The sequence below is a fragment of the Microbacterium alcoholitolerans genome, assembly GCF_050408615.1.
Lineage (GTDB): Bacteria > Actinomycetota > Actinomycetes > Actinomycetales > Microbacteriaceae > Microbacterium.
The window spans coordinates 248,697-273,757 of sequence record NZ_JBNTKD010000001.1 but is presented as its reverse complement, the minus strand read 5'-3'; the positions used below and the strand labels follow the sequence as shown (position 1 = coordinate 273,757).

The window sequence follows — 25,061 nt, the reverse complement described above, 5'->3', positions numbered from 1 at the left end:
TGCGTCGCTCACTCGGCAGTGAGCCGCGGGCTCGCCGGAGCGATGGCCTCGCGCTTCGTCTTCGCCCAGCTCTTCGCCCCCGTGAGCTGGCGCAGCAGCGAGCGGTACACGACGGGATAGATGAGCCACGAGTAGACGAGATACAGGTGCGCGAGCAGCACACCGACGAAGAACGCGCCGACCCCGCTCCTTCGCCGCGCGAGCAGCACCCCGATCACCCCGGGAAGGGCTGAGAACACGTAGGCGAGCACGACGATGAACACCGTGAGCGGTGGCCGCGAGACCCCTGTCGCGAGGAACACGATGCTCAGCACGACGGAGAGGCCCACCCATGCCTGCACCACGGGCGTGAGCAGATACCAGAGCTGATCCCACCGGGCCACGATGCCCACGCGCGGGTTGCGTATCGTCGGCCAGATGAGATCGAACACCTGCCACCCGCCCTGTGCCCACCGCGTGCGCTGACGGTACAGCGCCCGCAGCGAATGCAGGCCCTGCTGCTCGATGACCACGTTCGACGCCTGGGCGCCGCGCCAGCCGGCATGGATGAGACGGAGCCCGATGTCCTGGTCCTCCGTGAGCCGCCCCGCCCGCCAGGGTCCGACACGACCCTCGGAATCCTCGACGGCGATGTCGTCGAGCGCTGCGAGGCGATTGAACTGGCCGTTGCCGCCCATGTTCGCGGTCCCCCAGCCCGTGCGGCCCAGCTGGAACACCGTGCCGAAGACACCGAACTCGAGATCCTGAGCGACGGTGATCAGACCGTCCCGATTGTAGATGCGCACCTGCGACTGCACCCCGCCGGTGCGGTCATCGGCGAAGAACCGCGCCACTCGCCCGGCCATCGGATCGAGCCTGCCGTCGGCGTCGACGATCGTCACGATGACCCGCGCCGGATCCCAACCGCGATAGGGACCTTCGGCGAGCACAGTCCGATGGAGGTGGCGCCAGGCGTCGTTGAGCGCCTCGGACTTGCCCTGCCGAGCGTTCGGCGCGACCCGGGTGAGCACCGTGAGGTCGGGCGCCCGGATGCCGGCGAGCACCTCCCCGGTGCGATCATCCGATCCGTCGTCGATCACGAGGATGCGCTTGTGCGTCACCTGCACCTCGCTGAGCCGGCCCACCGAGTCAGCGATCACCGTCTCCTCGTTGAGCGCCGGCACCATGAACACCCACAGGTACTCGTGCTCGTGCGAGAGATCCTTGCCGCTACCCGTCGCGCGAGCCGCTCTGCGCACTTGAGATCCGGCTCGCACGGCGAGGATGAAGAGCGAGGCCGTCGAACCCGCGACCATCACGATCGCGACGATGAAGATCGGCACCGCCCAGGGTGGCAGCCCGTCGTAGATGTGCGCGACGAACTCGGTGACCTCTTCGAACCATCGGCCGATCGCCGCCCAGCTCATGTCAGGACCCGACATCAGTCGAATCGTCCGCCAGACCGAGCCTGCGGTGCACAGCCGTGCGCAGACCGTCGCCACTCAGCTCCTGCGGTGGCCGGCCGTCGCGCAGCACATGCTCGAGGGCCTGCACGATGCGCTCCGACGCCTTGCCGTCGCCGTACGGATTCGAGCGCGAGGCCCTGCGGGCATGCTCCGCGTCGTCCTCGATCAACACGGTCGCCTCGCGCACGATCCGCGCCGTGTCGGTGCCGACGAGCACAAGCGTGCCCGCCTGCACGCCTTCCCCGCGCTCGGTCGTGTCCCTCGCGACGAGCACCGGCGTGCCCAGCGAGGGGGCTTCTTCCTGCACGCCTCCGGAATCGGTGATGATGAGCCTTGCCGCACCCATGAGCCGGGCGAAGTCGGCGTACTCGCGAGGCTCGACGAGGAAGACGTTGTCGCGACCGCCGAGCGCATCCACCAGCGGCTGCCGTGCGACGGGGTTCGGATGCATCGGCACGACGAATCGAGCGTGCGAATGGCGCTCGGAGAGCGTGCGCACCGCAGCTGCGATCTGCACGAGCCCGTCGCCCCAGTTCTCACGACGGTGCGCCGTGACGAGCACGAGCGGGTGAGCCGCATCGATCTCGAGTGCTTCGAGACCGGCGCCGAATCCGCCCTGCTCACCGGCTGCCCACTGCAGCATGTCGATCGAGGTGTTGCCCGTCACGACCACCCGGTCGTAGTCGACGCCCTCGCGCACGAGGTTCATCTTGTTCTGGGTCGTCGGAGCCAGATGCAGCGCGGCGATTCGCGAGATGAGCTGCCGGTTGCCCTCTTCGGGGAACGGCGAGAGCAGGTTCGAGGTCCGCAGCCCGGCTTCGACGTGCACCACGGGGATCTGCAGGTTGAAGGACGCGAGTGCGGCGGCGGCCGCCGAGCTCGTGTCACCGTGCACGAGGCATGCGACGGCTCCGTCGACCCCGCGACGCCCGTCGGCGAGATACTCGGCCGGCACAGTCTCGCCCGCCCACACGCGGTCGACTCCGACCATCACGCGAGCGAACATCTCGTTGAGGGTCGGGCGCACGCCATCGACCGCTTCGGACGCGCGCAGATTCGCGTCGACCCGCATGCCGACGCTGCGAATGAGACCGTCCACCAGATCGGTGTGCTGGCCGGTGGAGATGACGACCGGCCTGAACGTCCCGGAGTCCTGCAGCGCCCGGATCACCGGGATCATCTTGATCGCCTCGGGCCTCGTTCCGATCACCACGAGCACTCGAGTCCGCTCACTGTACGGGATCACCCGTGTCTCCTCCCGCTGCATCGCCACGCCATCCGACGGTGCGCATTCTTCACGATAGCGATGAACCGATATACCGGCGGTGAGGACACCCGCGATTCAGCGGAGCATTGCTTGAGCAATGATGACGCGGAGCACCGCAGTCGTCATGCGAGCTCGATGAGGTCCTGGTACTCCTTGCTCCAGATGTCCTCGACGCCATCGGGCAGGATGAGCACGCGCTCGGGGTTCAGCGATGCCACGGCACCAGGGTCGTGCGAGACCAGGACGACCGCGCCCTCGTAGTGCGCCAGCGCGTCGAGGATCTCCTCGCGAGACGCGGGGTCGAGGTTGTTGGTCGGCTCGTCGAGCAGCAGCATGTTCGCCGATGACACGACGAGCGTCGCCAGCGACAGGCGGGTCTTCTCTCCGCCGGAGAGCACCCCCGCGGGCTTGAGCACGTCGTCGCCGGTGAACAAGAACGAGCCGAGCACCTTCCGCGCCTCGGTCTCGGTGATGTGCGGCGCCGCCGACACCATGTTCTCCAGGACCGACCGGTCGACGTCGAGGTTCTCGTGCTCCTGCGCGTAGTAGCCGACCTTCAGTCCGTGCCCCGGCTCCAGCTGGCCGGTGTCCGGCGCGTCGACGCCGGCGAGGATGCGAAGCAGGGTGGTCTTTCCGGCACCGTTCAGCCCCAGCACGACGACCTTCGAGCCGCGGTCGATCGCGAGGTCCACGTCGGTGAAGATCTCGAGCGAGCCGTACGACTTCGACAGACCGGACGCCATCAGCGGGGTCTTTCCGCACGGCGCCGGCTTCGGGAAGCGCAGCTTGGCGACCCGGTCGACCTGACGCACGTCATCCAGGCCGGAGAGCAGCTTCTCGGCACGCGCGACCATCTGGTGCGCCGCGGCCGCCTTCGACGCCTTCGCCCCGAAGCGCGCCGCTTGCATCTGCAGCTGCGTCGCCTTCTTCTCGGCGTTCGCTCGCTCCTTCTTGCGGCGCTCCTCGTCGGCCACCCGCTGGCGCAGGTAGTTCTTCCAGTTCATGTTGTAGATGTCGATGCTCTGGCGATTCGCGTCGAGGTAGAACACGCGGTTCACGGTCTCGCCGACGAGTTCGACGTCGTGGCTGATCACGATCAGCCCGCCCTTGTACCCCTTCAGGAACTCGCGCAGCCACACGACGCTGTCGGCGTCGAGATGGTTGGTGGGCTCATCGAGGATCATCGTCTCGGCATCCGAGAACAGGATGCGCGCGAGCTCGATGCGGCGACGCTGGCCGCCGGAGAGCGTGTTCAGCGGCTGGTCGAGGATGCGGTCGGGAAGCGACAGGTTGTGAGCGATGGACGCGGCCTCGGCCTCGGCCGCGTACCCGCCGAGCGCCTCGAATCGCTCGGTCGCGTTGGCGAACTTGCGCATGGCACGCTCGGCGATCTTCGGATCGTCGGATGCCATGTCGTGCGAGGCCTGCGAGATGGTCAGCTGGATCGAGCCGAGACCGCGGGCATCGAGGATGCGGGTGCGGGCGAGCATCTCCGGGTCGCCGGTGCGCGGATCCTGCGGCAGGTAGCCCAGCTCACCGGAGCGCGTGACCTTGCCGTCCGAGGCGAGCACGTCCCCCGCGAGCACCTTCGTCAGCGTCGTCTTCCCGGCGCCGTTGCGGCCGACGAGACCGATCTTGTCGCCGGCGGCGACGCGGAACGAGACGTCCGACATGAGGACGCGGGCTCCGACGCGGATCTCGAGTTCGTGCACGGCGAGCACAGCAAAGTCCGATCTACTGATTCCAAAGGGAGGGCGGCCGAATGGCCAGCCAATCAGTATACGCTGACCGCCCTGACCGCCCGCAGAACAGCACCACGGTATGACGCGGATACCTCCGCAGGGTGATGTGCCGGCGGATGCGGGGAACCTACCGTCGACAGCGTGGACGTGATCACTGCCCTCAACTCCTTCATCCTCGCCGCCGCGGCATCGCCCTGGCTGCTGCTGGTGATGTTCGCCGTGGCCGCGGTCGACGCCGTGTTCCCGCCTGTTCCCAGCGAGACCGTGCTGGTCGCGGGCGCCGCAGCGGCAGCTGCCTCGGGACATTGGCCGAGCGTGGTCGCCCTGTGCCTCGCCGCCGCGTTCGGGGCGATGATCGGCGACAACCTGGCCTACGCCCTCGGTCGCGCGATCGGCACGCGCCCCTCGCGCTGGATGCGCCGGCCGCGCATCGCGGCCGCGTTCGAACACGCCCAGCACGCGCTGGCGCACCGCGGCGCCACGCTCATCATCGGCGCGCGCTACATCCCCGTCGGACGCGTCGCCGTCAACATCTCGGCCGGGGCACTCGGCTACCCGTGGCGCCGCTTCGCGCCGATCAGCCTCGTCGCCGGTGCCACCTGGGCGGCGTACGGTGCAGCGATCGGCATCCTCGCGGGCAGCTGGCTCGCCAAGCAGCCCTTCCTGGCCGCAGTGCTCGGAGTCGCTGTCGCGGTCGTCGTCGGCGTCGTGGTCGACCGCTGCGCGGCGGTGCGCCGGCGTCGCATCGCGATCTCCGTTGAGGACGAGGCCGAGGATGCCCGGGAGCAGCCGGCTCGAGTGGGAGGATGACAGCTATGCGCAGCACAGCCGGCGAGACGACGAGGCGCGGGCCCTTCCGGCGCCTGCGAGATCGTGAGCTCGGCCAGCTCGTCGTGCTGTGCGTGGCCGCGGTGGTGCTGTATCCCATCCTCGTGCCGGTCCACGCGGCGATCTACGGCACCTACCTGCCTGCGGCGATGCTCCTCGGGGCAGCAGCGGTCACAGCGCCGCTCCTCAGTCGAAGACACCCGCGCACAGCCATCGTCCTCTTCCTCGCCGCCGTACTGCTGCTGCCGCTTCTGGCGACTCTCCCCGAGGCGACGACGATCGCGCCCTGGCCGTGGTCCGTGCCCATGATCATCGTCTTCGTCGTCTTCGTCGCCGCCATCACCCTGCAGCACGGGTGGCGCCACGGCCTGCTCGTACTGGCCGCGGGCACCGCGCTGTCACTGGTTCCCTCGGCAGCCGTTCCGAGCGCCGCGTCTTCCGGTGCGGTGATCGCTGATCTGATCGTCACCACCTCTGTGGCCGCCGCTGCCCTCCTCATCGCCATCCTCATCGCCGGGCGGTTCCGGATCGCCGATGAACTGACCCGGGAGCGCGCCCAATCCGCGCAGGAGCAGGCGCGCCGAGAGCTGGTGGAAGAGCGCACGCGCATCGCCAGGGAACTGCACGACGTGGTCGCGCACAGCATGTCGCTGATCCAGGTGCAGGCGTCGACGGCCCGCTACCGGATTCCGGCCCTCGCTGATGATGCGGCCGAGGAGTTCGAAGGGATCGCCGCTGCCGCGCGCGGCTCGCTCGGCGAGATGCGCCGCATCCTCGGGGTGCTGCGCACGGAGGATCATGCGGCCGAGCTGACGCCGCAGCGCGGGATCGATCAGATCCCGGCGCTGGTCGAGACCACGCGCCGGGCCGGTGCCGACGTCTCGATGTCCGGGCAGGTGGTCGGCGACGTCGATGCGGCCGCGCAGATCGCCCTGTACCGCATCACCCAGGAAGCCCTGAGCAACGCCGTCCGGCACGCGTCCGGCACGATGATCACCGTCACCCTCTCCGCCACGAGCGAGACCGTCTCGGTGCAGATCGTCAACAGCGCGACCGAGCGAGTCTCCGACTCGACCACGCCCGGGCACGGTCTGCGTGGGATGTCCGAGCGCGCCGCGCTTCTCGGAGGCGCGGTGCAGGCCGGCCCGGCGGACGACGGCGGATGGTCGGTGTCGGCGTGGCTGCCCAGGCTCCCGGCATCCGATGCCGCGCAGGAAGGACTCTCATGACGATCCGAGTGCTTGTCGCCGACGACCAGGGCATGGTGCGCGCCGGCTTCGCGGCGCTGCTCGACGCGCAGGACGGCATCTCGGTCGCCGGCCAGGCCGCGGACGGCGAAGAGGCGGTGCGGCTGTCCGCCCGACTCGATCCCGACGTGATCCTGATGGACGTGCGGATGCCCGCGCTCGACGGCATCGCCGCGACGAGGCGCATTCTCGGACCGTCCTATCCCTCGGCACACGTGCCCCGCATCCTGATGCTGACGACGTTCGACGTCGACGACTACGTGTACGACGCGCTCGAGGCCGGCGCCAGCGGATTCCTGCTGAAGGATGCCCTGCCGGACGATCTCGTGCACGCAGTGCGCGTGATCGCCTCGGGCGATGCTCTGCTCTCGCCGCGGGTGACGAGGCGCATGATCGAGCAGTTCTCCTCGCGGCGGCCGCGGCAGCGCCCCATCGATCCTGCGTTCTCCTCGCTCACGGAGCGCGAGAGCGAGGTGCTCGTGCAGATGGCGCAGGGACGGTCCAACGCCGAGATCGCTGGGACGCTGTTCATCGCCGAGCAGACGGTGAAGACCCATGTCGGGAAGGTGTTCGCGAAGCTCGGCCTCCGCGACCGTGTGCACGCCGTGATCTACGCCTACGAGAACGGACTCGTCGAGCCGTCCGCGTGACCGGCAGGTCTCCGGCGCCCTCATACTCCGGTACTGCCGCAGACAGCACCCCGGAGTGATGTCTGCGCAGGCATCCGCTCCATAGCCTCCGAGGACACCACGATCCCCGGAGGCTCAGATGTTCTCGTCCCCGTCCGCCTTGCCCGTCCGCTCGGGTCGCGATCACGCGATCGACCTCGTTCGCGCGCTCTGCGTGGTCGCCGTCGTCGTGCTTCACTCGCTGATGGTCGGCGTCACCCTCGACGCGGACGGACCGGTGTTCGCCAACGCGGGTGACTCCGGATGGTGGCTGGTGCCGGTCAGCTGGGTGCTGCAGGTGATGCCGCTGTTCTTCGTGATCGGCGGATTCTCGGCGTACACCGCGTATCGGCGGATGCAGGCACGAGGCCTGTCCGGCACCGCGTTCGCCACCGCACGCCTGGTCAGGCTGCTGCTTCCCGCGGCGGCGGTGATCGCCGCCGCGGGCGTCGGCCTTGCGGCGCTGACACTCGCCGGCGTTCCCACGGACCTCATCGAGACCGCCGGCTACCGGTTCGGGCAGCCGCTGTGGTTCCTCGCGGTGTTCCTGCTGTGCCAGGCGCTCGTCCCCGTGCTCGCGCGTGCGCACCGGGCCGCGCCGTTCATCACGATCTCCGCGCTCGCAGCCGCTGCTGTCATCGTCGACATCGCGCGGGCCGTCACCGGGGTGGATGCCGTCGGATTCCTCAACCTCGCATTCGTCTGGCTGACGATGCAGCAGCTCGGCTTCCTGCTCGCGGACGGTCGAGTGGATGCGCTCTCGCGTCAGACGCGCATCCGCATCGGGGCGACTGCTCTGGCGATCCTCGCGACGAGCTTCGCCACCGGAGTGCACTCCCCCGACCTCATCGAGAACATCAACCCGCCGACCACGGCACTGATCCTCGTGGGCATCGTGCACACCGCCGCGTTCACGCTGCTGCGCGAGCCGCTCTCCGCACTCGCATCAGGACGGCTGTCCAGATTCACCTCGTTCGTATCCGAGCGGGCGATGACCATCTACCTGTGGCACATGTCGGTGCTGCTCGTGCTCGCCGGGATGTCGGCGCTGCTGGCATCCGTCGACATCCTCGATCTGCCCGCCCCCGCATCGTCTTCGTGGTGGCTCAGTCGCCCCCTCTGGCTGGTGCTCGCCCTCGGGATCACGGCGCTGATCAGCATCCCGCTCTCGCGGATCGAGACGATCCGGGCGCCCAGGGTGGCCATCGGCAGCGCGCGCGTCACGGCAGCCACGCTGATCGGCGCCGCAGCGATCGGCATGCTGCTGGTGCGCGGGACGACGACGAGCACAGCGCTGATCGCACTGGCCACGCTGGTCACCGCCCTGGCCATGGTGATGCCGCGCGCAGCGCTGGTTCCGAGCGGGTCACCGCGTGAGGCCGCGTGCAGCCAGTGCATCCCCGACGTCGTCTGCGTGCCGGAGCGTCAGCACCAGCAGCGGCAGCGCGGCGCGCACCCCGAGCCGGACGCCGCGGGCGCGCTGCGCGTCGCGCACCTGCACCACGAAACCCGCCAGCACCGGGATCATCGCGATGGTGAGTGAGATCGCGAGGGCCGCGGACGCCGGGTCGATGCCGACGAAGCGCAGCGGCCGCAGCACGCGCTGCAGCACATCGAGCAGGTCGCCCATCCGGGTGGTCCGCGTGACGAGCTCGGCGAGCAGGATCAGGGCGATGACGCGCCCCGTGTTCTCGATCGCGGCCACACCGCTCACGAACAGCCACAGTGCGCCGCCGAGCACGACGATCAGCCAGCGCAGCCGCCACCATGACTGGCACAAGAGACGCCACCCCAGTCCGCACAGCGGGTAAAGGACGGATGCCACGGCCAGCACGACGAGCGTACCGATCACTCCGGGGCGCAGCAGCGAGATCAGCAGAGCGGCGACCGCCAGCCCCAGCAACTTCGCGCCGGCGGGCAGCCGGTGCAGGGGCCCGTCGCCGGGTCGGTAGAGGGAGATCATGCCGGTATCCGGCGATATCGCTCGATGACCTCGTCCGGCATGCCGACCGCCGCCACCGTGCCCTCGACGAACAGCACGGCCTGCTCGCAGCGTGCCGCGAGCTCGAGATCGTGGGTGACGATCACGACCGGCACCTCGAGCCCCAGCAGCAGATCGCTGATTCGCCGGGCGTTGTGCAGATCGAGCAGGGTGGTCGGCTCATCGGCGACGACGAGATCGGGCTCGGTTGCGAGCACAGCCGCGATGGCCAGCAGCTGCCGCTGCCCTCCGGAGAGATCGGATGCCGGCTGATCGCCGCGACCGGCGAGCCAGTACTGCGCCAGCAGAGCCTCGATCCGCGCCGGGCGCTCTTTCTTCGGCAAAGCGCCGAGCGAGAGCGCGAGGTCCTCGGCAGGCGTGGGCATGAGGATCTGCGCCTCGGGATTCGTGAAGACGAATCCGACGCGCGAGCGCAGTTCAGCGGCATCCGAGAGCGGGTCGAGACCGAGCACGCGCACGGTCCCCGCCGTGGGCAGCCGCAGGGCGTTCAGCAGTCGCGCGAACGTCGATTTGCCCGAACCGTTCGCGCCGATGACGGCGGTGCTGCGGGCAGTGAGTGAGACCGAGACGTCACGCAGGATCTGCGTGTCTGCGACCGCGTACCCGACACCGTCGAACTGGATGCCAGGCCCGGTCACGGTGCCGTGGGTGCGGCCGCGGATGCCGCGGGAGCAGCCGTCGGCGATACGGCGTCCGGGAACGCACGCGGGTACGCGCGGCGCAGCGCCACGGCCAGCACTGTGGCGAGCACAGCCTTGATGAGATCTCCCGGCAGGAAGGCGAGGCTCGACAGCGCGGTCAGATCCAGCGGAACACCGGTCACCCACGCCTGCACCGGGATGCCGAAGAGGTAGACGACGAGGATGCCGCCGACCACGGTGGCAAGTCCCGCCCGCCACCAGGTGAACCTTCCGCTGTGCGCGATCGCGCCGATGACCATCGCGCCGACCACCCAGCCGAGCAGGTATCCGGCGGTCGGGCCGACGAAGACTCCGAGTCCGCCTCGGCCTCCCGCGAGCACCGGCAGGCCGATCGCCGCGACGGCGAGCACGATGAGGATCGCGAACGGCGCCCGTCGTGCTCCGAGGACGAGGCCTGCGAGCATGACGCCGAGAGTCTGCCCGGTGATCGGCACGCCGCCGGGCAGCGGAACCAGCACGGTGCCGAGCACGATGATAAGGGCGGCGAACAGTGCGATGCGCGCGAGGTCGGCGCTGAGCGGGCGGCGGGTGGCGGCCATGAGGATCCTTTCGGGACGTGCTGACGGGTTCGGAGCCGATTCTTCCTGAACACCGTTCACCTGAACAGTGTTCACTATACTGGTGTCATGCCTCCGTCCCGACACGATCGCCACGGCGTCATCGACTGCGCCCTGCGGCTTCTCGACGAGGTGGGCCTGCCCGATCTGTCGATGCGCCGCATCGCCACCGAGCTCGACGTGCAGCCGAGCGCCCTCTACTGGCACTTCCCCAACAAGCAGTCGCTGCTGGCCGGCGTCGCCGATCGCATCCTCTCCGCCGTTCCCGATCCGGACCCGACTGCCGACCCGATTCGGGTCGCCCGCGCCGTCCTCGACGCGCTCCTGACCTACCGCGACGGCGCCGAGGTCGTGATGAGCGCATACGCACTGCGCCTCGGCGCGCCCCGCGCGCAGCGCGCGCTGGCCGCATCGCTGCGCTCGCACCCGCAATCCGAGCCGATGGCGGATGCCGCGTTCGAGTTCATCGTGGGACACGCCATGCTGCTGCAGCAGCGGATGCACGCGCAGAGCATCGGCGCTGTCGAGCCCGATGCCGATGACCCGACCGCCCATTCGGATGCCGTCTTCGACACGGGCATACGAGCGCTGGCCGGACTCAGCGCCGGCCGTTCCCCAGTCTGAGCCCCGGCAGCAGAGCGAGCAGCATCAGCGCCGCCGCCACGGCGTACACCGTGACGAATCCCGAGCCGAGCAGCGGCATCGCAATGAAGCCGAGACCGGCGATCGCCACGGCGAGTGCCGAGCCGGTGGCATCCGAGATCGACAGCGCCGATGAGTTGAACCCCTCGTTGCGCGGCGTCGAGTATGCCAGCGTGAGCACCGTCAGCCAGGGGTAGAGCAGCCCCATACCCGCACCGGCGAGACCCCACCCGATCACGATCGGCCACGGGGAGTGCCACACGAGGATCACCAGCAGGATGCTGAGCATCGCCAGCATGATGAGGGTGAAGGCGATGAGCATGATGCGGCGGCTTCCGAGCCGCTCGCCCCACCGCCCCTGCGCCGCGGATGCGCTCGACCAGCCGAGCGCCGCGAGGGTCAGGGCGAGTCCCGCGATCGACGGCGTGAACGCATAGTCGTCCATCAGGAGCTTCGGGATGAACGCCTCCGCGGCGAAGAACGCGCCCGCCACGAGCCCTCGGGTGAGCACCACGCTCGGCAGACCCGCGCGCGCCCGCAGCGTCCCCTTCGGGAGCAGCGGCAGGAGCGCGACACCGATCACGACGAGGCCCAGCAAAGCGAGCAGAGCACCGAAGTGCACGGGCAGCTCGGCGGCGAATCCGACGGCGACCGCACAGACCGCGACGGTCACCGCGAGCAGCATCCGCGTGGCGAATCGCGTCCCCGCATCCCCTGCCTCATCTCCATCGTCGGCAGCCGCGGTCCCATCGGCATCGGTGGACAGCGAGATGTCGCGCAAGCGCTGCATGACGAGCAGGAACGCCGCTGCGATCAGCACCGCCACCCCGAGGAAGGTCCACCTCCAGTGCAGGAACTCGGTCACGACACCGGCGAGATACGGGCCGATCATCGAAGGCACCACCCACGCCGCGGCGTAGGCGGCGAAGATGCGTCCGTGCAGACGCGGCGGATACACGCGTGCGACCACGACGTACAGCGCCACCGTCTGCCCGCCTGCGCCGAGCCCCTGCAGCAGCCGCCCGGCGATGAACGTGTACATGTCCAGTGCGAGACCAGAGACCAGCAGGCCGGCGGCGAACAGCGCCACCGAGGTGTACAGCGCCGCACGGGGACCGCTGCGATCGCTCCAGGTGCCGGCGGCCACCATGCCGATCACGCTGGTGGCGAGCGTGCCGGAGAAGGCGACGGCGTAGAGCGACTCGCCACGCAGATCGACGCTGACGACCGGCATGACCGTGGTCACAGCGAGAGCCTCGAGGGCGGCGAGGAAGATCAGGACGACGGAGCCGATCGTGATGCCGAGCCTGGTGCGATCCCAGATCGTCTCGGCGGCCGGAGCGCTCACCCCCGGTGCTCGTGGTCGGCGGCGCGCAGCGATGCGATGCGTGCGACGGCTTCGCGGATGATCTCGGGGCTGGTCCCGAAGTTCAGGCGCACGTGCCCCGCGCCCTCTTCGCCGAACGCGGGCCCGAAGTGCAGCGCGACCTTCGCCTCGCGCAGAATGCGGCGCGAGGGATTCTCGCCCCAGCCGAGATCCGAGAGGTCGATCCACGCCAGATAGCCGGCATCGGGCATCCGATATCGCGCCTCCGGAAGGTGCTCGGCCAGCAGGTCCGCGAGCAGGCGCCGATTGGCGTCGAGGGTCAGCAGAAGGCCGTCCAGCCATGCATCGCTCTCCGGTGCGAACGCGGCGACGGCGGCGAGCAGTCCGAACTGTCCGGTGCGCCACTCCACCTCGATCGGCAGCGCGCGCAGCAGTCGCTTCGGCTCGGGCGATGCCGCGACCATCAGCGCGCACTTCAGTCCGGCGAGGTTGAACGCCTTGCTCGCGCTGACGACCGCGAACCCGGCCTGTGCGGCATCGTCGCCGGATGCCAGGAACGGGGTGAACTCGACCCCGGGTTGCACCAGTGGCGCGTGGATCTCGTCGGAGACGACCGCTACGCCGTACCTCACGGCCAGAGCCGCCAGGTCGCGCAGCGACTGCGCGGAATGCACCGTGCCGGTCGGGTTGTGCGGGTTGCAGAGCAGGACGGCGCGAGCGCCGGCGGCGAGGGACGCCTCGATGCCCTCGAGATCCAGTTCCCATCCGACGCCGGTATCACGCAGCGGAACCCGCTCCACGACGCCACCGGCCTCTTCGACCAGATCGAAGAACGGCGGATACACCGGCGGATTCACGATCACCCGCTCACCTGGCTGGATCACCCGGCGAAGGATCTCGACGACGCCCATGCTGACATCCGCGGTGCTGCGCATGCCCTCAGGATCGGGAGCCCAGCCGTACCGGCGCTCGGCGAACGCCGCGTAGGCGGCCGCAAGCGGAGTGCGGGATGCCACATACCCGGTGTCGCCACCGCGCACCGCGCGCTCAAGCGCGCGGGTGACGGCCGGTGCCAGAGGGAAGTCGGTCTCGGCGACGAAGAGCGGGAGCACCTCGTCGGGGTACTCCCGCCACTTCTCGCTGGTCCGCTCGCGCAACTCCGTCAAACTGAGCGCCGTGACAGGAACGGCCATCGTGTCCTCCGGACAGGTGTGTCAGATGGCGAAGCCGAGGGCGCGCATCATGTCACGCCCGTCATCGGTGATCCGCTCGGGGCCCCACGGCGGCATCCACACCCAGTTGATGCGGAACTGGTCCACCACCGAGTCCAGAGCCTGCGCGGTCTGCTCCTCGAGCACGTCCGTCAGCGGGCAGCCCGCGCTGGTCAGCGTCATGTGGATGACCAGCGCGTCGTTGTCGTCGTCCCAGGACAGGTCGTAGATCAGTCCGAGGTCGACAACGTTGATCCCGAGCTCGGGATCCATGACGTCCTTGAGAGCCTCGGTGACCTCGTCGAACTTCTCCGGGGTGAGGGTCGCGGTCATGCCCTCAGCCTACGCTTCGATCGGGGCGGCCGGGTCGATGAACCGGTCGTACCCCTCGTCCTCGAGGCGGTCGGCCAGCTCGGCGCCGCCTTCTTCGACGATCTTGCCCGCGACGATCACGTGCACGAAGTCCGGGCGGATGTACCGCAGGATGCGCGTGTAGTGCGTGATGAGCAGAACGCCGAGGTTGGTGGCCTCCTTGGCGCGGTTGACGCCCTCCGAGACGATCTTCAGCGCGTCGACGTCGAGACCGGAGTCGGTCTCGTCCAGGACGGCGAACTTCGGCTTGAGCACCTCGAGCTGCATGATCTCGTGGCGCTTCTTCTCACCACCGGAGAAGCCCTCGTTGACGTTGCGCTGCGCGAACTTCGGGTCCATGCGCAGGTTCGTCATGGCGCCCTTGACGTCCTTGGTCCACTGACGGATCGAGGGAGCCTCGCCGTCGATCGCCGTCTTCGCCGTGCGCAGGAAGTTCGTCACCGTGACACCGGGGATCTCCACCGGGTACTGCATGGCGAGGAACAGGCCGGCGCGGGCGCGCTCGTCGACGCTCATCTCCAGGACGTCCTCACCATCGAACGTGATGGTGCCCTGGGTGACGGTGTACTTCGGGTGACCGGCGATCGTGTAGGCCAGGGTCGACTTGCCCGAGCCGTTCGGGCCCATGATGGCGTGCGTCTCACCGGTGTTGATGGTGAGGTCGATCCCGTTGAGGATCGCCGTCTCGCCCTGATCGGTCTCGACCGTTACGTGCAGGTCGCGGATCTCGAGAACAGACATTCAGACTTCCTTAATGACAGTGGGGTCGATGAGCACGTCGTCGCCGTCGATCTGGACGACGTAGACCGGGACGGGCTCGTAAGCGGGGAGGTTGAGGGGCACGCCGGTCTCGAGCGAGAAAGCCGAGCCGTGTGCCCAGCATTCCAGCGTCTTTCCTTCGACGAAGCCCTCGGAGAGCGAGATGTCACCGTGCGTGCAGCGGTCGCCGATCGCGTGGATCTCGTCGTCGGCGTCCTTCACGATCGCCATGGCCACGCCGTCGAGCTCGACGCGCAGCGGGGTGTCCTGCTCGAGCTCGCTGACGCTGCACGCGCGCTGCGCGCTCACTCGTCCACTCCTGCGAGTTCGGCCTCGATGGCGACGAGGAGCTCGTCCTGCACGGACGGGACGCCGATGCGCTGCACGACCTCGGTGAGGAAGCCCAGCACCACAAGGCGGCGCGCCTCCTCCTCGCGGATGCCGCGAGCCTGCAGGTAGAACAGCTGCTCGTCGTCGAAGCGTCCGGTCGCGCTGGCGTGGCCCGCGCCGGCGATGTCGCCGGTCTCGATCTCGAGGTTCGGGATCGAGTCGGCGCGCGCGCCCTCGGTGAGCACCAGGTTGCGGTTCGCCTCGTACGAATCGGTGCCGACGGCATCGGGGCCGATGAGCACGTCGCCGATCCACACGCTGCGTGCGCTGGCGCCCTTGAGCGCGCCCTTGTAGAGCACGTCGCCGGTGGTGTGCGCACCCTTGTGGTGGAGGTAGACCTGGCTCTCGAGGTGCTGCCCGGCGTCGGCGAAGGACAGTCCGTACAGGTAGCCGTGCGAACCGGTGCCGGAGAGCTCGACGCTCGGATTCACGCGCACGATGCCGCCGCCGAAGCTGACGACGATGTGGGTGAGCTCGGCGTCGCGGTCGACACGCGCCTGGTGGGCGGACGCGTGGATCGCGTCATCCTCCCACTGCTGCACGGTGACGAGCTTGAGCTTGGCGCCGTCGCGGACGATGATCTCGAGGTTCTGCGCGTACTGCGCGGTGCCGGTGTGTCGCAGGATGACGGTCGACACGCTGTGCCGCCCGGCCTCGATCACGAGATGGGCGTCCGCACGGCCGCCCTGCCCGTCGATCTGCACGACGATCGGCTCGGCGACCTCCTCATCGTTCGGGATGCTCAGATGCATGGCATCCGACGTTCCCTGCCATGCCACGGCGGCGACGACGTCCTCCGGGACGAAGAACTCGCCGCGCGGAGTCGCGCCGTGCGCAAGCGCCGGTCGAAGGTACTGCTCGTGGCTGACGGTGTAGGTCACGCCGTCGTTCGCGGAGGCGATCTCGAACAGCGGCTTCAGCTGTGCGACCGGCGTGTGCTTCCAATTGACCTCGCGGCCGGTGGGAGCGCCGAACTCCTCAGGGTCGAACGACCTGGGCCGCTCGGAGCGGGTCTGCACCGGCACGAAGCCGGCGTCCGCGACCTGTGCGGCGGGGTCGATGTGCGCGTTCGTCTGCGGCGCCAGCTCGGGCGCCTGTGTGGGGGCCGTCATCAGCCGACACTGCCTTCCATGCCCATCTCGATGAGCTTGTTCAATTCCATCGCGTACTCCATCGGCAGCTCCCGTGCGATCGGCTCGATGAAGCCGCGCACGATCATCGCCATCGCCTCGGTCTCCTCGATGCCGCGCGACTGCAGGTAGAACAGCTGCTCCGCGCTGACCTTCGAGACCGTGGCCTCGTGTCCGAGCTGCACGTCGTCGACGCGGATGTCGATCGAGGGGTACGTGTCGGAGCGCGACTGGGTGTCGACCAGCAGGGCGTCGCAGACGACCGAGTTGGCGGAGTGATGCGCGGCCGGGTCGACGCGGACCTCGCCGCGATAGCCGGAGCGTCCGCCACCGCGGGCGATCGACTTCGAGACGATCGACGACTGCGTGTGCGGCGCCATGTGCACCATCTTCGCGCCGGCGTCCTGGTGCTGGCCGGGGCCTGCGAAGGCGACGGACAGCGTCTCGCCCTTCGCGTGCTCGCCCATCAGGTAGATCGACGGGTACTTCATCGTCACCTTGGAGCCGATGTTGCCGTCCACCCACTCCATCGTCGCGCCCTCATGCGCGACGGCACGCTTGGTGACGAGGTTGTAGACGTTGTTCGACCAGTTCTGGATCGTCGTGTAGCGCACGCGGGCGTTCTTCTTCACGATGATCTCGACGACGGCCGAGTGCAGCGAGTCGGACTTGTAGATCGGAGCCGTGCAACCTTCGATGTAGTGAACGTAGCTGCCCTCGTCGGCGATGATCAGGGTCCGCTCGAACTGACCCATGTTCTCGGTGTTGATGCGGAAGTACGCCTGCAGCGGGATCTCGACGTGGACGCCCTTGGGGACGTAGACGAACGAGCCGCCCGACCAGACGGCCGTGTTGAGCGCCGCGAACTTGTTGTCGCCGGTGGGGATCACCGTGCCGAAGTACTCCTCGAAGAACTCCGGGTGCTCGCGCAGCGCCGTGTCGGTGTCCATGAAGATGACACCCTGCTCCTCGAGATCCTCGCGGATCTGGTGGTACACGACCTCGGACTCGTACTGCGCGGCCACGCCGGCGACGAGACGCTGGCGCTCGGCCTCGGGGATGCCGAGACGCTCGTACGTGTTCTTGATGTCGTCGGGGAGGTCCTCCCACGACTGCGCCTGCTTCTCGGTGGAGCGGACGAAGTACTTGATGTTGTCGAAGTCGATCTCGCTGAGGTCTGCACCCCAGGTCGGCATCGGCTTGCGCTCGAACAGCGACAGACCCTTCAGACGGGTCTTCAGCATCCATTCGGGCTCGTTCTTGAGCGCGGAGATGTCGCGCACGACGGCATCCGACAACCCGCGCCGCGCGCTTGCGCCGGCGGCATCGGGGTCGTGCCAGCCGAACTCGTACACCCCCAGACTGTCCAGCTCCGGGCGGTCGATCAGGACATCCGACATGACACACTCTCCTCAACACGGGCCCAGACGGTGTCATCCGCCCCGGCATGCCTCAGCTCCGTCGAGTATGCGGAGATCGGATGCCGTTCATGGGCCCTCATCGTCGGCGCGGAACACGCGCCTAAACTGTCAGTGGTGGACGACGCACTGCGCGCGTCCATCACAACAATCCGATTCTACAGGTTCCGCCTGACGGACGGGCCGTGCTCGTCGCGCGCCGGGGCGGGCCGGAGGCTCCATGACTGACATCGTCGCACCCGAGACGACCCCCGCTCCGACCGGCTGGCGAGACCGCTTCTTCGCCTGGCTGCCCACAGAGGTCGACGCGCGCGTGCGGGCGTTCGCCTGGCTGTCGTTCATCTTCGAGGTCTTCATCATCGGCACCGGCGGTGCGGTGCGACTGACCGGTTCGGGTCTCGGATGCTCGGAGTGGCCATTGTGCACGCCCGAGTCCCTGGTGCCGACGCCCGAGCAGGGCATCCACGGCATCATCGAGTTCGGAAACCGCACGATCACGGGCGTGGTCGGCATCCTCGCCATCGTCGTGCTGCTGTTCACGCTGCACATCGTCGGCGGCCGGCGGGCGTTCACGACGACGCTGTGGTTCGCGCTCGGCGGCATCGGCACCGGCGGCGTCCTCTACGCCATCGCCGCGGTCGCGGGCCACGACGACCTGGCCTTCCCCGCGTTCGCCGCAGGCCTGCTGCTGGTGGCCGTCATCGCCGCCGTGCAGTCGGTCCGCACGATCACCGGCCGCCGTGACCTGCCCGTGCTGGCATGGGTCGTTCTCGTCGGCGTCATCGCCCAGGCGTTCGTCGGCGGAATCACGGTGCTCACCGGACTCAACCCGCTCATCGTCGGATTCCACTATGCGGCGTCGCTGGCACTGGTGTGCGTGACCACCGCCTACCTGGTGCGCATGGGCGAGGACGCCGGACCCCGTGAGAGCACGGCGCCGAAGTGGTTCATGATCCTGTCGCACGTCACCGGCCTGGCACTGGCCATGACCATCTTCGTCGGTGTGCTCACGACCGGCTCAGGACCGCACTCCGGTGACGCGAACGTGATCCGCACCGGCTTCGACGCCTCGGTGCTCGCGCATGTGCACTCCTGGCCCGGCTACATCCTCACCGGGCTGGTGCTCGTGCTGACTGTGGCGGCCTGGATCCTGCGACTGCCGGTGCGCAGCTGGCTGCTGGTGCTGGTCGTGGCGATCAGCGCGCAGGTGATCGTCGGCGTGTGGCAGGCCCGCGAGGGCCTGCCCGCCCTGCTGGTCGGCATCCACATGGTGCTGGCGGCTCTCGCCGCCGCGACCTACACGGTCGTGGTGCTGAAGCTCAAGCGGCCGGTCGGCTGACCCGATCGATCAGAACGGCAGCAGCGGATCGATCGCGACCGACACGAACAGCAGCGTGAGATACGTGATCGATGCGTGGAACACGCGCATCGGCCGCGGCTCTCCCCCGCGGACCGCGCGGTTGTACAGCCGGTGCGACTCGTAGATGAACCAGCCGCCGAAGACCAGCGCCGAGACCGTGTAGACCAGCCCCATGTGCGCGACCGGCACCAGCAGCAGCGAGCAGGCGACCGTCGCCCACGCGTAGAGGATGACCTGCAGACCGACCTGCGATGCAGAGCGGGTGACGCCGAGCATCGGCACTTCGACGTCGACGTAGTCGTCCTTGTACTTCATCGACAGCGGCCAGTAGTGCGGCGGCGTCCACAGGAACACGAGCACGAACAGCACGAACGGCGGCCACGCCAGCGACTCGGTGACGGCTGTCCAGCCGATCAGCACGGGGAAGCACCCGGCGATGCCGCCCCAGATGATGTTCTGCTCGGTGCGTCGCTTGAGGATCATCGTGTAGATCACGACGTAGAAGAAGATCGCGCCGGCGGAGAGCGCGGCGGTGAGCCAGTTCGTCGTCAGCAGCAGCCAGATGGTCGAGACGACGGCGAGCACCCAGGAGAAGACCAGCGCGCCGCGGGCGGACACCTCGCCGGTGACCAGCGGACGGTTCACCGTGCGCTTCATGTGCACGTCGATGTCTCGATCGAGGTACATGTTGAACGACGCCGCGGACGCCGCGCTCATCGCACCGCCGAGCACGGTCGCGAAGACGAGCCAGAGGTTGGGCAGTCCGCCGGCGGCGAGGAACATCACCGGCACGGTCGAGACGAGCAGCAGCTCCATCACGCGCGGCTTGGTGAGGGCGATGTAGCCGCGGATCTTCTGACCGAACGAGTACGTGGTCTCGGTGGTCTGCGATGTCGTCGAGATCGCGATCGCCTCCTTCTGAGCGGGCACAGGCAAACTCCTTCCAGTCTATGCCAACCGGCGTGTCGCACCGCCCCGCCGCGCATGTCCCTCGGGACGACTCGCGGCGCGCCGAACAGGGTCTCGGGCGCCGGTGCAACCGAGAGAAACACGCCCCGGAGCGTGCGAGCCCGCGGGTATGCTGAAAACCACTCGCGCGCCCCGCGCTGTGCACCCGCCCGCCACTATGAGGCGGACCGCGCTGGAAGACGGGCGCCTTCACCGACGTCAGATGGAGCATGACCGTGACAGAGTTTCAGTGGGATGAGATCGATCGTCGCGCGGTGGACACCGCCCGAGTCCTCGCGGCTGATGCCGTGGAGAAGGTGGGCAACGGTCATCCCGGCACGGCGATGAGTCTCGCCCCTGCGGCGTACCTGCTGTACCAGCGGGTGATGCGTCACGACCCGGCAGACGCCGACTGGCTCGGCCGGGATCGTTTCATCCTGTCGGCGGGCCACTCGTCGCTGACGCAGTACGTGCAGCTGTACCTGGGCGGGTTCGGACTCGAGCTGGACGATCTGAAGTCGCTGCGCACGTGGGGCTCGCTGACTCCGGGACACCCCGAGTACGGTCACACGAAGGGTGTGGAGATCACGACCGGTCCGCTGGGTCAGGGTCTGGCGTCGTCGGTCGGGTTCGCCTATGCGGCGCGCTACGAGCGGGGTCTGTTCGATCCGGATGCTGCGCCGGGCGAGAGCCCGTTCGACCACTTCGTGTACGTGATCGCCAGCGACGGCGATCTGCAGGAGGGCATCACCAGCGAGGCATCGTCGCTCGCCGGGCACCAGGAGCTGGGCAACCTCATCGCGATCTACGACTCGAACCAGATCTCGATCGAGGACGACACCGACGTCGCATTCACCGAGGACGTCGCGCAGCGATACGAGGCGTACGGGTGGCACGTGCAGACGGTCGACTGGAAGAAGACCGGCGAGTACGTCGAGGATGTCGCCGAGCTGAACGCGGCGATCGAAGCGGCAAAGGGCGAGCAGTCCAAGCCGTCGCTGATCATCCTCAAGACCATCATCGGCTGGCCGGCACCCGGCAAGCAGAACACCGGCAAGATCCACGGCTCGGCGCTCGGCGCCGACGAGCTCGCGGCGACCAAGAAGGTCCTCGGCTTCGATCCGGAGCAGAGCTTCGTCGTCGACGACGAGGTCATCTCGCGCACGCGCGGACTCGCACAGCGCGCCGCCGACGAGCGTGCGCAGTGGCAGACATCGTTCGACGAGTGGGCGGCGGCGAACCCGGAGCGGAAGGCACTGCTGGACCGCATCGAGGCTCACGAGCTTCCCGAGGGCATCGCCGATGCGCTCCCCTCGTTCGAGGCCGGCAAGGACGTGTCGACCCGCGCCGCGTCCGGTCAGGTCATCAACGCGCTCGCCGAGCAGCTCCCGGAGCTCTGGGGCGGCTCAGCGGACCTCGCCGAGTCGAACCTCACCACCATCAAGGGCGCGGCATCCTTCATCCCCACTGAGTGGTCCACCCACGAATGGACGGGTGAGCCGTACGGCCGGGTGCTGCACTTCGGCATCCGCGAGCACGCCATGGCCGCGATCGTGAACGGCATCGTGCTGCACGGCCCGACGCGCGCGTTCGGCGGGACGTTCCTCATCTTCAGCGACTACATGCGACCCGCGGTGCGTCTGGCCGCGCTGATGAACATCCCCAGCATCTTCGTCTGGACCCACGACTCGGTCGCACTCGGCGAGGACGGTCCGACGCACCAGCCGATCGAGCAGCTGGCATCGCTGCGCCTCATCCCCAACCTGACGGTCGTCCGGCCTGCTGACGCGAACGAGACCGCCGCCGCTTGGCTGGAGCTCCTGCGCCGTCATGAGGGCCCCGCGGGCATCGCGCTGACCCGTCAGAACATCGCGGTGTTCGATCGCGGCGACGGTGCGGCATTCGGTGACACGTTCGCCTCCGCCGACAACACCGCCAAGGGTGCCTACGTTCTCGCCGAGGCACCGGGCGGCACGCCCGATGTCATTCTGATCGCCACGGGCTCCGAGGTGCAGCTGGCCGTCACCGCACGCGAGAAGCTCGCCGCGGACGGCGTGAACGCCCGGGTCGTGTCCGCTCCGTCACTGGAGTGGTTCGCTGAGCAGGACGACGCGTACCGCGAGTCCGTCCTGCCCAAGGCCGTCACCGCACGCGTGTCGGTCGAAGCCGGCTCCGTCGTCGGCTGGCGCGGCATCGTGGGCGACCGCGGCCGCTCGGTCGGCATCGACCACTTCGGCGCGTCCGCTGATTACAAGACCCTGTTCGAGAAGTTCGGCATCACCGCCGAGGCCGTCGTCGAGGCGGCGCACGAGAGCATCAAGGAGAACAACGCATGAGCACCCCCACCGCAGCCCTCTCCGCTGCCGGCGTGAGCATCTGGCTGGATGATCTCTCCCGCACGCGCATCGATTCCGGCAACCTGCAGGAGCTGATCGACACGCGCAACGTCGTCGGCGTCACCACCAACCCGACGATCTTCGCCAACGCGATCACCGACGCCGACGACACCTCCTACGACGCGCAGGTGCACGAGCTCGCCGTCGCGGGCGCCTCCGCCGAAGAGGCCGTGTTCGCCGCGACCACTCAGGACGTCGCGGCCGCGCTGGACGTGTTCCGTCCCGTGTGGGAGGCGACGAACCACGTGGACGGACGCGTGTCGATCGAGGTCTCCCCCGACCTCGCCCACGACACCGACGGCACCGTCGCTCAGGCCAAGCAGCTCTGGGCCAAGGTCGACCGCCCGAACCTGCTCGTGAAGATCCCCGCCACCAAGGCAGGACTCCCCGCGATCACCGAGGCGATCGGCGCCGGCATCAGCGTCAACGTCACCCTCATCTTCAGCCTGCAGCGCTACGCCGAGGTCATCGACGCATACCTCACCGGGCTCGAGAAGGCCAAGGAGGCGGGGATCGACCTCTCCGGCATCCACTCGGTCGCATCGTTCTTCGTCTCGCGCGTCGACACCGAGACCGACAAGCGCCTCGCGGCCATCGGCACGGACGAGGCGACGGCGCTGAAGAGCAAGGCCGGACTCGCCAACGCGCGCCTCGCCTACGAGCTGTTCGAGAAGTCCTTCGCCGAGAGCCGCGCCGTGGCTCTGCTGGATGCCGGTGCGAACCTGCAGCGTCCGCTGTGGGCATCCACGGGCGTCAAGGACCCGAACCTCCCGGACACGCTGTACGTCACCGAGCTCGTGGCCCCCGGCGTCGTCAACACGATGCCCGAGAAGACGCTCGAGGCGACGTTCGACCACGCCGTCGTCAACGGCGACACCGTCACCTCCACCTACGAAGACGCCCATCAGGTGTTCGCAGACCTCAAGGCCGTCGGCATCGACTTCGACGATGTCACCCAGGTTCTGGAGGACGAGGGCGTCGAGAAGTTCATCGACTCCTGGCACGGTCTGCTCACCAAGGTCGCGCAAGGGCTGGACGCGGCGCGATGACCGTCGCGGTGCACGTGTCGCAGCCCGCCAAGGCGGCCGTCGACGAGCTCGTGCCCGGTCTGGTCGCAGGCCTCGTCGCGTCGCGCCTCACGGCGGGCGCCACCGATCTGTGGGGTGCGGATGCTGAGGCCGAGGCCTCCGTCCGCCTGGGCTGGGTGGAGGCGGTCTCCACCTCGCGCCCGCTGGTCGCCGAGATCGTCGCGCTTCGCGAGGAGCTCGCGGCGCAGGGCATCCACCGCGTCGTCCTGGCCGGGATGGGCGGCTCCTCGCTTGCCCCCGAGGTGATCGCGAACACCGCCGGCGCACCGCTGGCCGTGCTGGATTCCACCGCGCCCGCACAGGTGCTCGATGCCATCGACGACGACCTCAGCGGAACGGTGCTCGTGGTCTCGTCGAAGTCCGGCTCCACGATCGAGACCGATTCGCAGCGCCGTGCGTTCGAGACGGCCTTCAGCGACCTCGGCATCGATCCCGTCGGCCGCATCGTGGTCGTCACGGATCCGGGTTCGCCGCTGGATGTCTCGGCACGCGCGGCCGGCTATCGCGTCTTCAACGCCGACCCGAACGTCGGCGGTCGCTACTCGGCGCTGACCGCCTTCGGACTCGTGCCGTCAGGTCTCGCCGGCGTCGACATCGGCGAGCTGCTCGATGAGGCCGAGGCATCCATGCTGCAGTTCGCTGTGGACACCGCCGACAACCCGGCGCTGCGCCTCGCCGCCGCGATCACCGGCGTGCCTCCGCGGCGCGACAAGCTGGGCCTCATCAGCGACGGCACGCACATCGACGGACTGCCGGACTGGATCGAGCAGCTGATCGCCGAGTCGACGGGCAAGGCGGGCACCGGCATCCTTCCGGTCGTGATGCTGCCCGTCTCGCCCGAGGTGGAGTCGCGCCCCGACGATCTGCAGATCGTGCGCCTGGTCGACGACGCCGATGAGTTCCATCCCGCCGAGCTCCATCGCGGCGAGATCCTGGTCAGCGGCACGCTCGGCGCGCAGCTGCTGCTGTGGGAGTACGCGACGGCGATCGCCGGGCATCTGCTCGGGATCAACCCCTTCGACCAGCCCGATGTCGAATCGGCGAAGGACGCCGCGCGCGGACTGCTCGACGCACGTCCGGAGCCGACTGCTCCCGCATTCGTCCAGGGCGGCATCGAGGTCCGCGTCTCCGATCCCGCGCTGGCTGACTCGGGCACGATCGAGGGTGTCATGGATGCCCTGTGGGCGCGACTCGGGCCGGATGGCTACGTCGCGGTGCAGGCATACGTGAACCGCATCGAGATGTCGCAGCTGCAGGGTCTGCGCGAGATGATCGCCGCCGACTCCGGACGCCCGACCACCTTCGGGTGGGGTCCTCGGTTCCTGCACTCCACGGGCCAGTATCACAAGGGCGGGCCCGCACAGGGTGCGTTCCTGCAGATCCTCGAGCGCACGGACGTCGATCTCGAGATCCCCGGGCGCCCGTTCACGTTCGGACAGCTCATCGCCGCACAGGCCGCCGGCGACGCCACCGTGCTCGCCGACCACGGCCGCCCCGTCGTATCGTTGACCATCACGGATTCCGCGGACGACGTGCTGGCGCTGTTCGAAGCCGCCCAATAAG

General features: G+C 68.7%; 22 protein-coding genes and 1 pseudogene. 9 read left to right on the top strand and 14 right to left on the bottom strand.

Annotated features, from left to right (window positions below):
- Positions 1 to 8: 8 nt before the first annotated feature.
- The 3 genes from ACQUSX_RS01330 to ACQUSX_RS01320 form a co-directional block, all read right to left on the bottom strand.
- Positions 9 to 1,421: a glycosyltransferase gene (locus tag ACQUSX_RS01330; RefSeq protein ID WP_428905179.1), complete on the bottom strand. Its 1,413-nt coding sequence runs from the start codon at positions 1,419 to 1,421 to the stop codon at positions 9 to 11.
- A complete protein-coding gene (gene wecB / locus ACQUSX_RS01325) occupies positions 1,408 to 2,691 on the bottom strand; it encodes a non-hydrolyzing UDP-N-acetylglucosamine 2-epimerase (RefSeq protein ID WP_428905178.1) in 1,284 nt (427 codons plus the stop codon). Before wecB ends, ACQUSX_RS01330 begins: the two co-directional genes overlap by 14 nt.
- 143 nt (positions 2,692 to 2,834) lie before the next feature.
- Positions 2,835 to 4,433: an ABC-F family ATP-binding cassette domain-containing protein gene (locus tag ACQUSX_RS01320; protein WP_428905177.1), complete on the bottom strand. Its 1,599-nt coding sequence runs from the start codon at positions 4,431 to 4,433 to the stop codon at positions 2,835 to 2,837.
- Positions 4,434 to 4,595: 162 nt separating this feature from the next.
- On the opposite strand from ACQUSX_RS01320, the gene ACQUSX_RS01315 reads away from it, so the two are divergent.
- From ACQUSX_RS01315 to ACQUSX_RS01300, 4 genes and pseudogenes are all read left to right on the top strand, one after another.
- Positions 4,596 to 5,264 (top strand): DedA family protein, encoded by a 669-nt coding sequence (locus ACQUSX_RS01315; RefSeq protein WP_428905176.1) that lies wholly within the window; start codon positions 4,596 to 4,598, stop codon positions 5,262 to 5,264.
- Positions 5,265 to 5,269: 5 nt separating this feature from the next.
- On the top strand, positions 5,270 to 6,511 hold the full coding sequence (locus ACQUSX_RS01310; protein WP_428905175.1) for a sensor histidine kinase: 1,242 nt from the start codon (positions 5,270 to 5,272) through the stop codon (positions 6,509 to 6,511).
- Entirely contained in the window at positions 6,508 to 7,179 is a 672-nt protein-coding gene (locus ACQUSX_RS01305; protein ID WP_428905174.1) for a response regulator, read from the top strand. Before ACQUSX_RS01310 ends, ACQUSX_RS01305 begins: the two co-directional genes overlap by 4 nt.
- Positions 7,180 to 7,297: 118 nt before the next feature.
- Positions 7,298 to 8,356 (top strand): annotated as a pseudogene (locus tag ACQUSX_RS01300) (acyltransferase family protein); the annotation flags it as partial.
- Positions 8,357 to 8,563: 207 nt separating this feature from the next.
- Here ACQUSX_RS01300 and ACQUSX_RS01295 read toward each other — a convergent pair.
- The 3 genes from ACQUSX_RS01295 to ACQUSX_RS01285 are packed head-to-tail and all read right to left on the bottom strand — an operon-like array spanning position 8,564 to position 10,439.
- Complete coding sequence (locus ACQUSX_RS01295; RefSeq protein WP_428905173.1) at positions 8,564 to 9,160, bottom strand: energy-coupling factor transporter transmembrane component T family protein; 597 nt, start codon at positions 9,158 to 9,160, stop codon at positions 8,564 to 8,566.
- Positions 9,157 to 9,837: an energy-coupling factor ABC transporter ATP-binding protein gene (locus ACQUSX_RS01290; RefSeq protein ID WP_428905172.1), complete on the bottom strand. Its 681-nt coding sequence runs from the start codon at positions 9,835 to 9,837 to the stop codon at positions 9,157 to 9,159. Before ACQUSX_RS01290 ends, ACQUSX_RS01295 begins: the two co-directional genes overlap by 4 nt.
- Entirely contained in the window at positions 9,834 to 10,439 is a 606-nt protein-coding gene (locus tag ACQUSX_RS01285; protein ID WP_428905171.1) for a biotin transporter BioY, read from the bottom strand. Before ACQUSX_RS01285 ends, ACQUSX_RS01290 begins: the two co-directional genes overlap by 4 nt.
- 87 nt (positions 10,440 to 10,526) lie before the next feature.
- Here ACQUSX_RS01285 and ACQUSX_RS01280 point away from each other — a divergent pair, with 87 nt between their 5' ends.
- A complete protein-coding gene (locus ACQUSX_RS01280) occupies positions 10,527 to 11,081 on the top strand; it encodes a TetR family transcriptional regulator (RefSeq protein ID WP_428905170.1) in 555 nt (184 codons plus the stop codon).
- On the opposite strand, the gene ACQUSX_RS01275 is transcribed toward ACQUSX_RS01280, so the two are convergent.
- From ACQUSX_RS01275 to sufB, 7 genes are read right to left on the bottom strand one after another with little or no spacing between them, the layout of a single operon-like run.
- A complete protein-coding gene (locus tag ACQUSX_RS01275) occupies positions 11,056 to 12,447 on the bottom strand; it encodes an MFS transporter (protein WP_428905169.1) in 1,392 nt (463 codons plus the stop codon). The two genes, ACQUSX_RS01280 and ACQUSX_RS01275, sit on opposite strands and share 26 nt — an antisense overlap.
- Entirely contained in the window at positions 12,444 to 13,619 is a 1,176-nt protein-coding gene (locus ACQUSX_RS01270; protein ID WP_428905168.1) for a MalY/PatB family protein, read from the bottom strand. Before ACQUSX_RS01270 ends, ACQUSX_RS01275 begins: the two co-directional genes overlap by 4 nt.
- Positions 13,620 to 13,640: 21 nt before the next feature.
- Complete coding sequence (locus ACQUSX_RS01265; RefSeq protein WP_428905167.1) at positions 13,641 to 13,970, bottom strand: metal-sulfur cluster assembly factor; 330 nt, start codon at positions 13,968 to 13,970, stop codon at positions 13,641 to 13,643.
- A 9-nt stretch (positions 13,971 to 13,979) separates the two neighbouring features.
- On the bottom strand, positions 13,980 to 14,750 hold the full coding sequence (gene sufC, locus ACQUSX_RS01260) for a Fe-S cluster assembly ATPase SufC (protein ID WP_428905166.1): 771 nt from the start codon (positions 14,748 to 14,750) through the stop codon (positions 13,980 to 13,982).
- Positions 14,751 to 15,077: a non-heme iron oxygenase ferredoxin subunit gene (locus ACQUSX_RS01255; RefSeq protein ID WP_428905165.1), complete on the bottom strand. Its 327-nt coding sequence runs from the start codon at positions 15,075 to 15,077 to the stop codon at positions 14,751 to 14,753. It abuts the gene before it with no gap.
- On the bottom strand, positions 15,074 to 16,270 hold the full coding sequence (gene sufD / locus ACQUSX_RS01250; protein ID WP_428905164.1) for a Fe-S cluster assembly protein SufD: 1,197 nt from the start codon (positions 16,268 to 16,270) through the stop codon (positions 15,074 to 15,076). The genes ACQUSX_RS01255 and sufD overlap by 4 nt, the downstream gene beginning before the upstream one ends.
- Positions 16,270 to 17,688, bottom strand: coding sequence for a Fe-S cluster assembly protein SufB (gene sufB / locus ACQUSX_RS01245; protein WP_428905163.1), 1,419 nt, complete (start codon positions 17,686 to 17,688; stop codon positions 16,270 to 16,272). Before sufB ends, sufD begins: the two co-directional genes overlap by 1 nt.
- A 238-nt stretch (positions 17,689 to 17,926) precedes the next feature.
- Here sufB and ACQUSX_RS01240 point away from each other — a divergent pair, with 238 nt between their 5' ends.
- Entirely contained in the window at positions 17,927 to 19,045 is a 1,119-nt protein-coding gene (locus ACQUSX_RS01240; protein ID WP_428905162.1) for a COX15/CtaA family protein, read from the top strand.
- A gap of 9 nt (positions 19,046 to 19,054) precedes the next feature.
- On the opposite strand, the gene ACQUSX_RS01235 is transcribed toward ACQUSX_RS01240, so the two are convergent.
- Positions 19,055 to 19,969, bottom strand: a complete 915-nt coding sequence (locus tag ACQUSX_RS01235) for a heme o synthase (RefSeq protein ID WP_428907566.1) — start codon at positions 19,967 to 19,969, stop codon at positions 19,055 to 19,057.
- 275 nt (positions 19,970 to 20,244) lie between these two features.
- Between ACQUSX_RS01235 and tkt the strand changes: the two genes are divergently transcribed.
- The 3 genes from tkt to ACQUSX_RS01220 are packed head-to-tail and all read left to right on the top strand — an operon-like array spanning position 20,245 to position 25,060.
- Positions 20,245 to 22,350 carry a transketolase gene (gene tkt, locus ACQUSX_RS01230; RefSeq protein ID WP_428905161.1) on the top strand — a complete coding sequence of 702 codons (2,106 nt, stop codon included), beginning with the start codon at positions 20,245 to 20,247 and terminating at the stop codon, positions 22,348 to 22,350.
- Positions 22,347 to 23,459 (top strand): transaldolase, encoded by a 1,113-nt coding sequence (tal, locus tag ACQUSX_RS01225; RefSeq protein WP_428905160.1) that lies wholly within the window; start codon positions 22,347 to 22,349, stop codon positions 23,457 to 23,459. The genes tkt and tal overlap by 4 nt, the downstream gene beginning before the upstream one ends.
- Complete coding sequence (locus ACQUSX_RS01220; protein WP_428905159.1) at positions 23,456 to 25,060, top strand: glucose-6-phosphate isomerase; 1,605 nt, start codon at positions 23,456 to 23,458, stop codon at positions 25,058 to 25,060. The genes tal and ACQUSX_RS01220 overlap by 4 nt, the downstream gene beginning before the upstream one ends.
- Position 25,061: the final 1 nt, after the last annotated feature.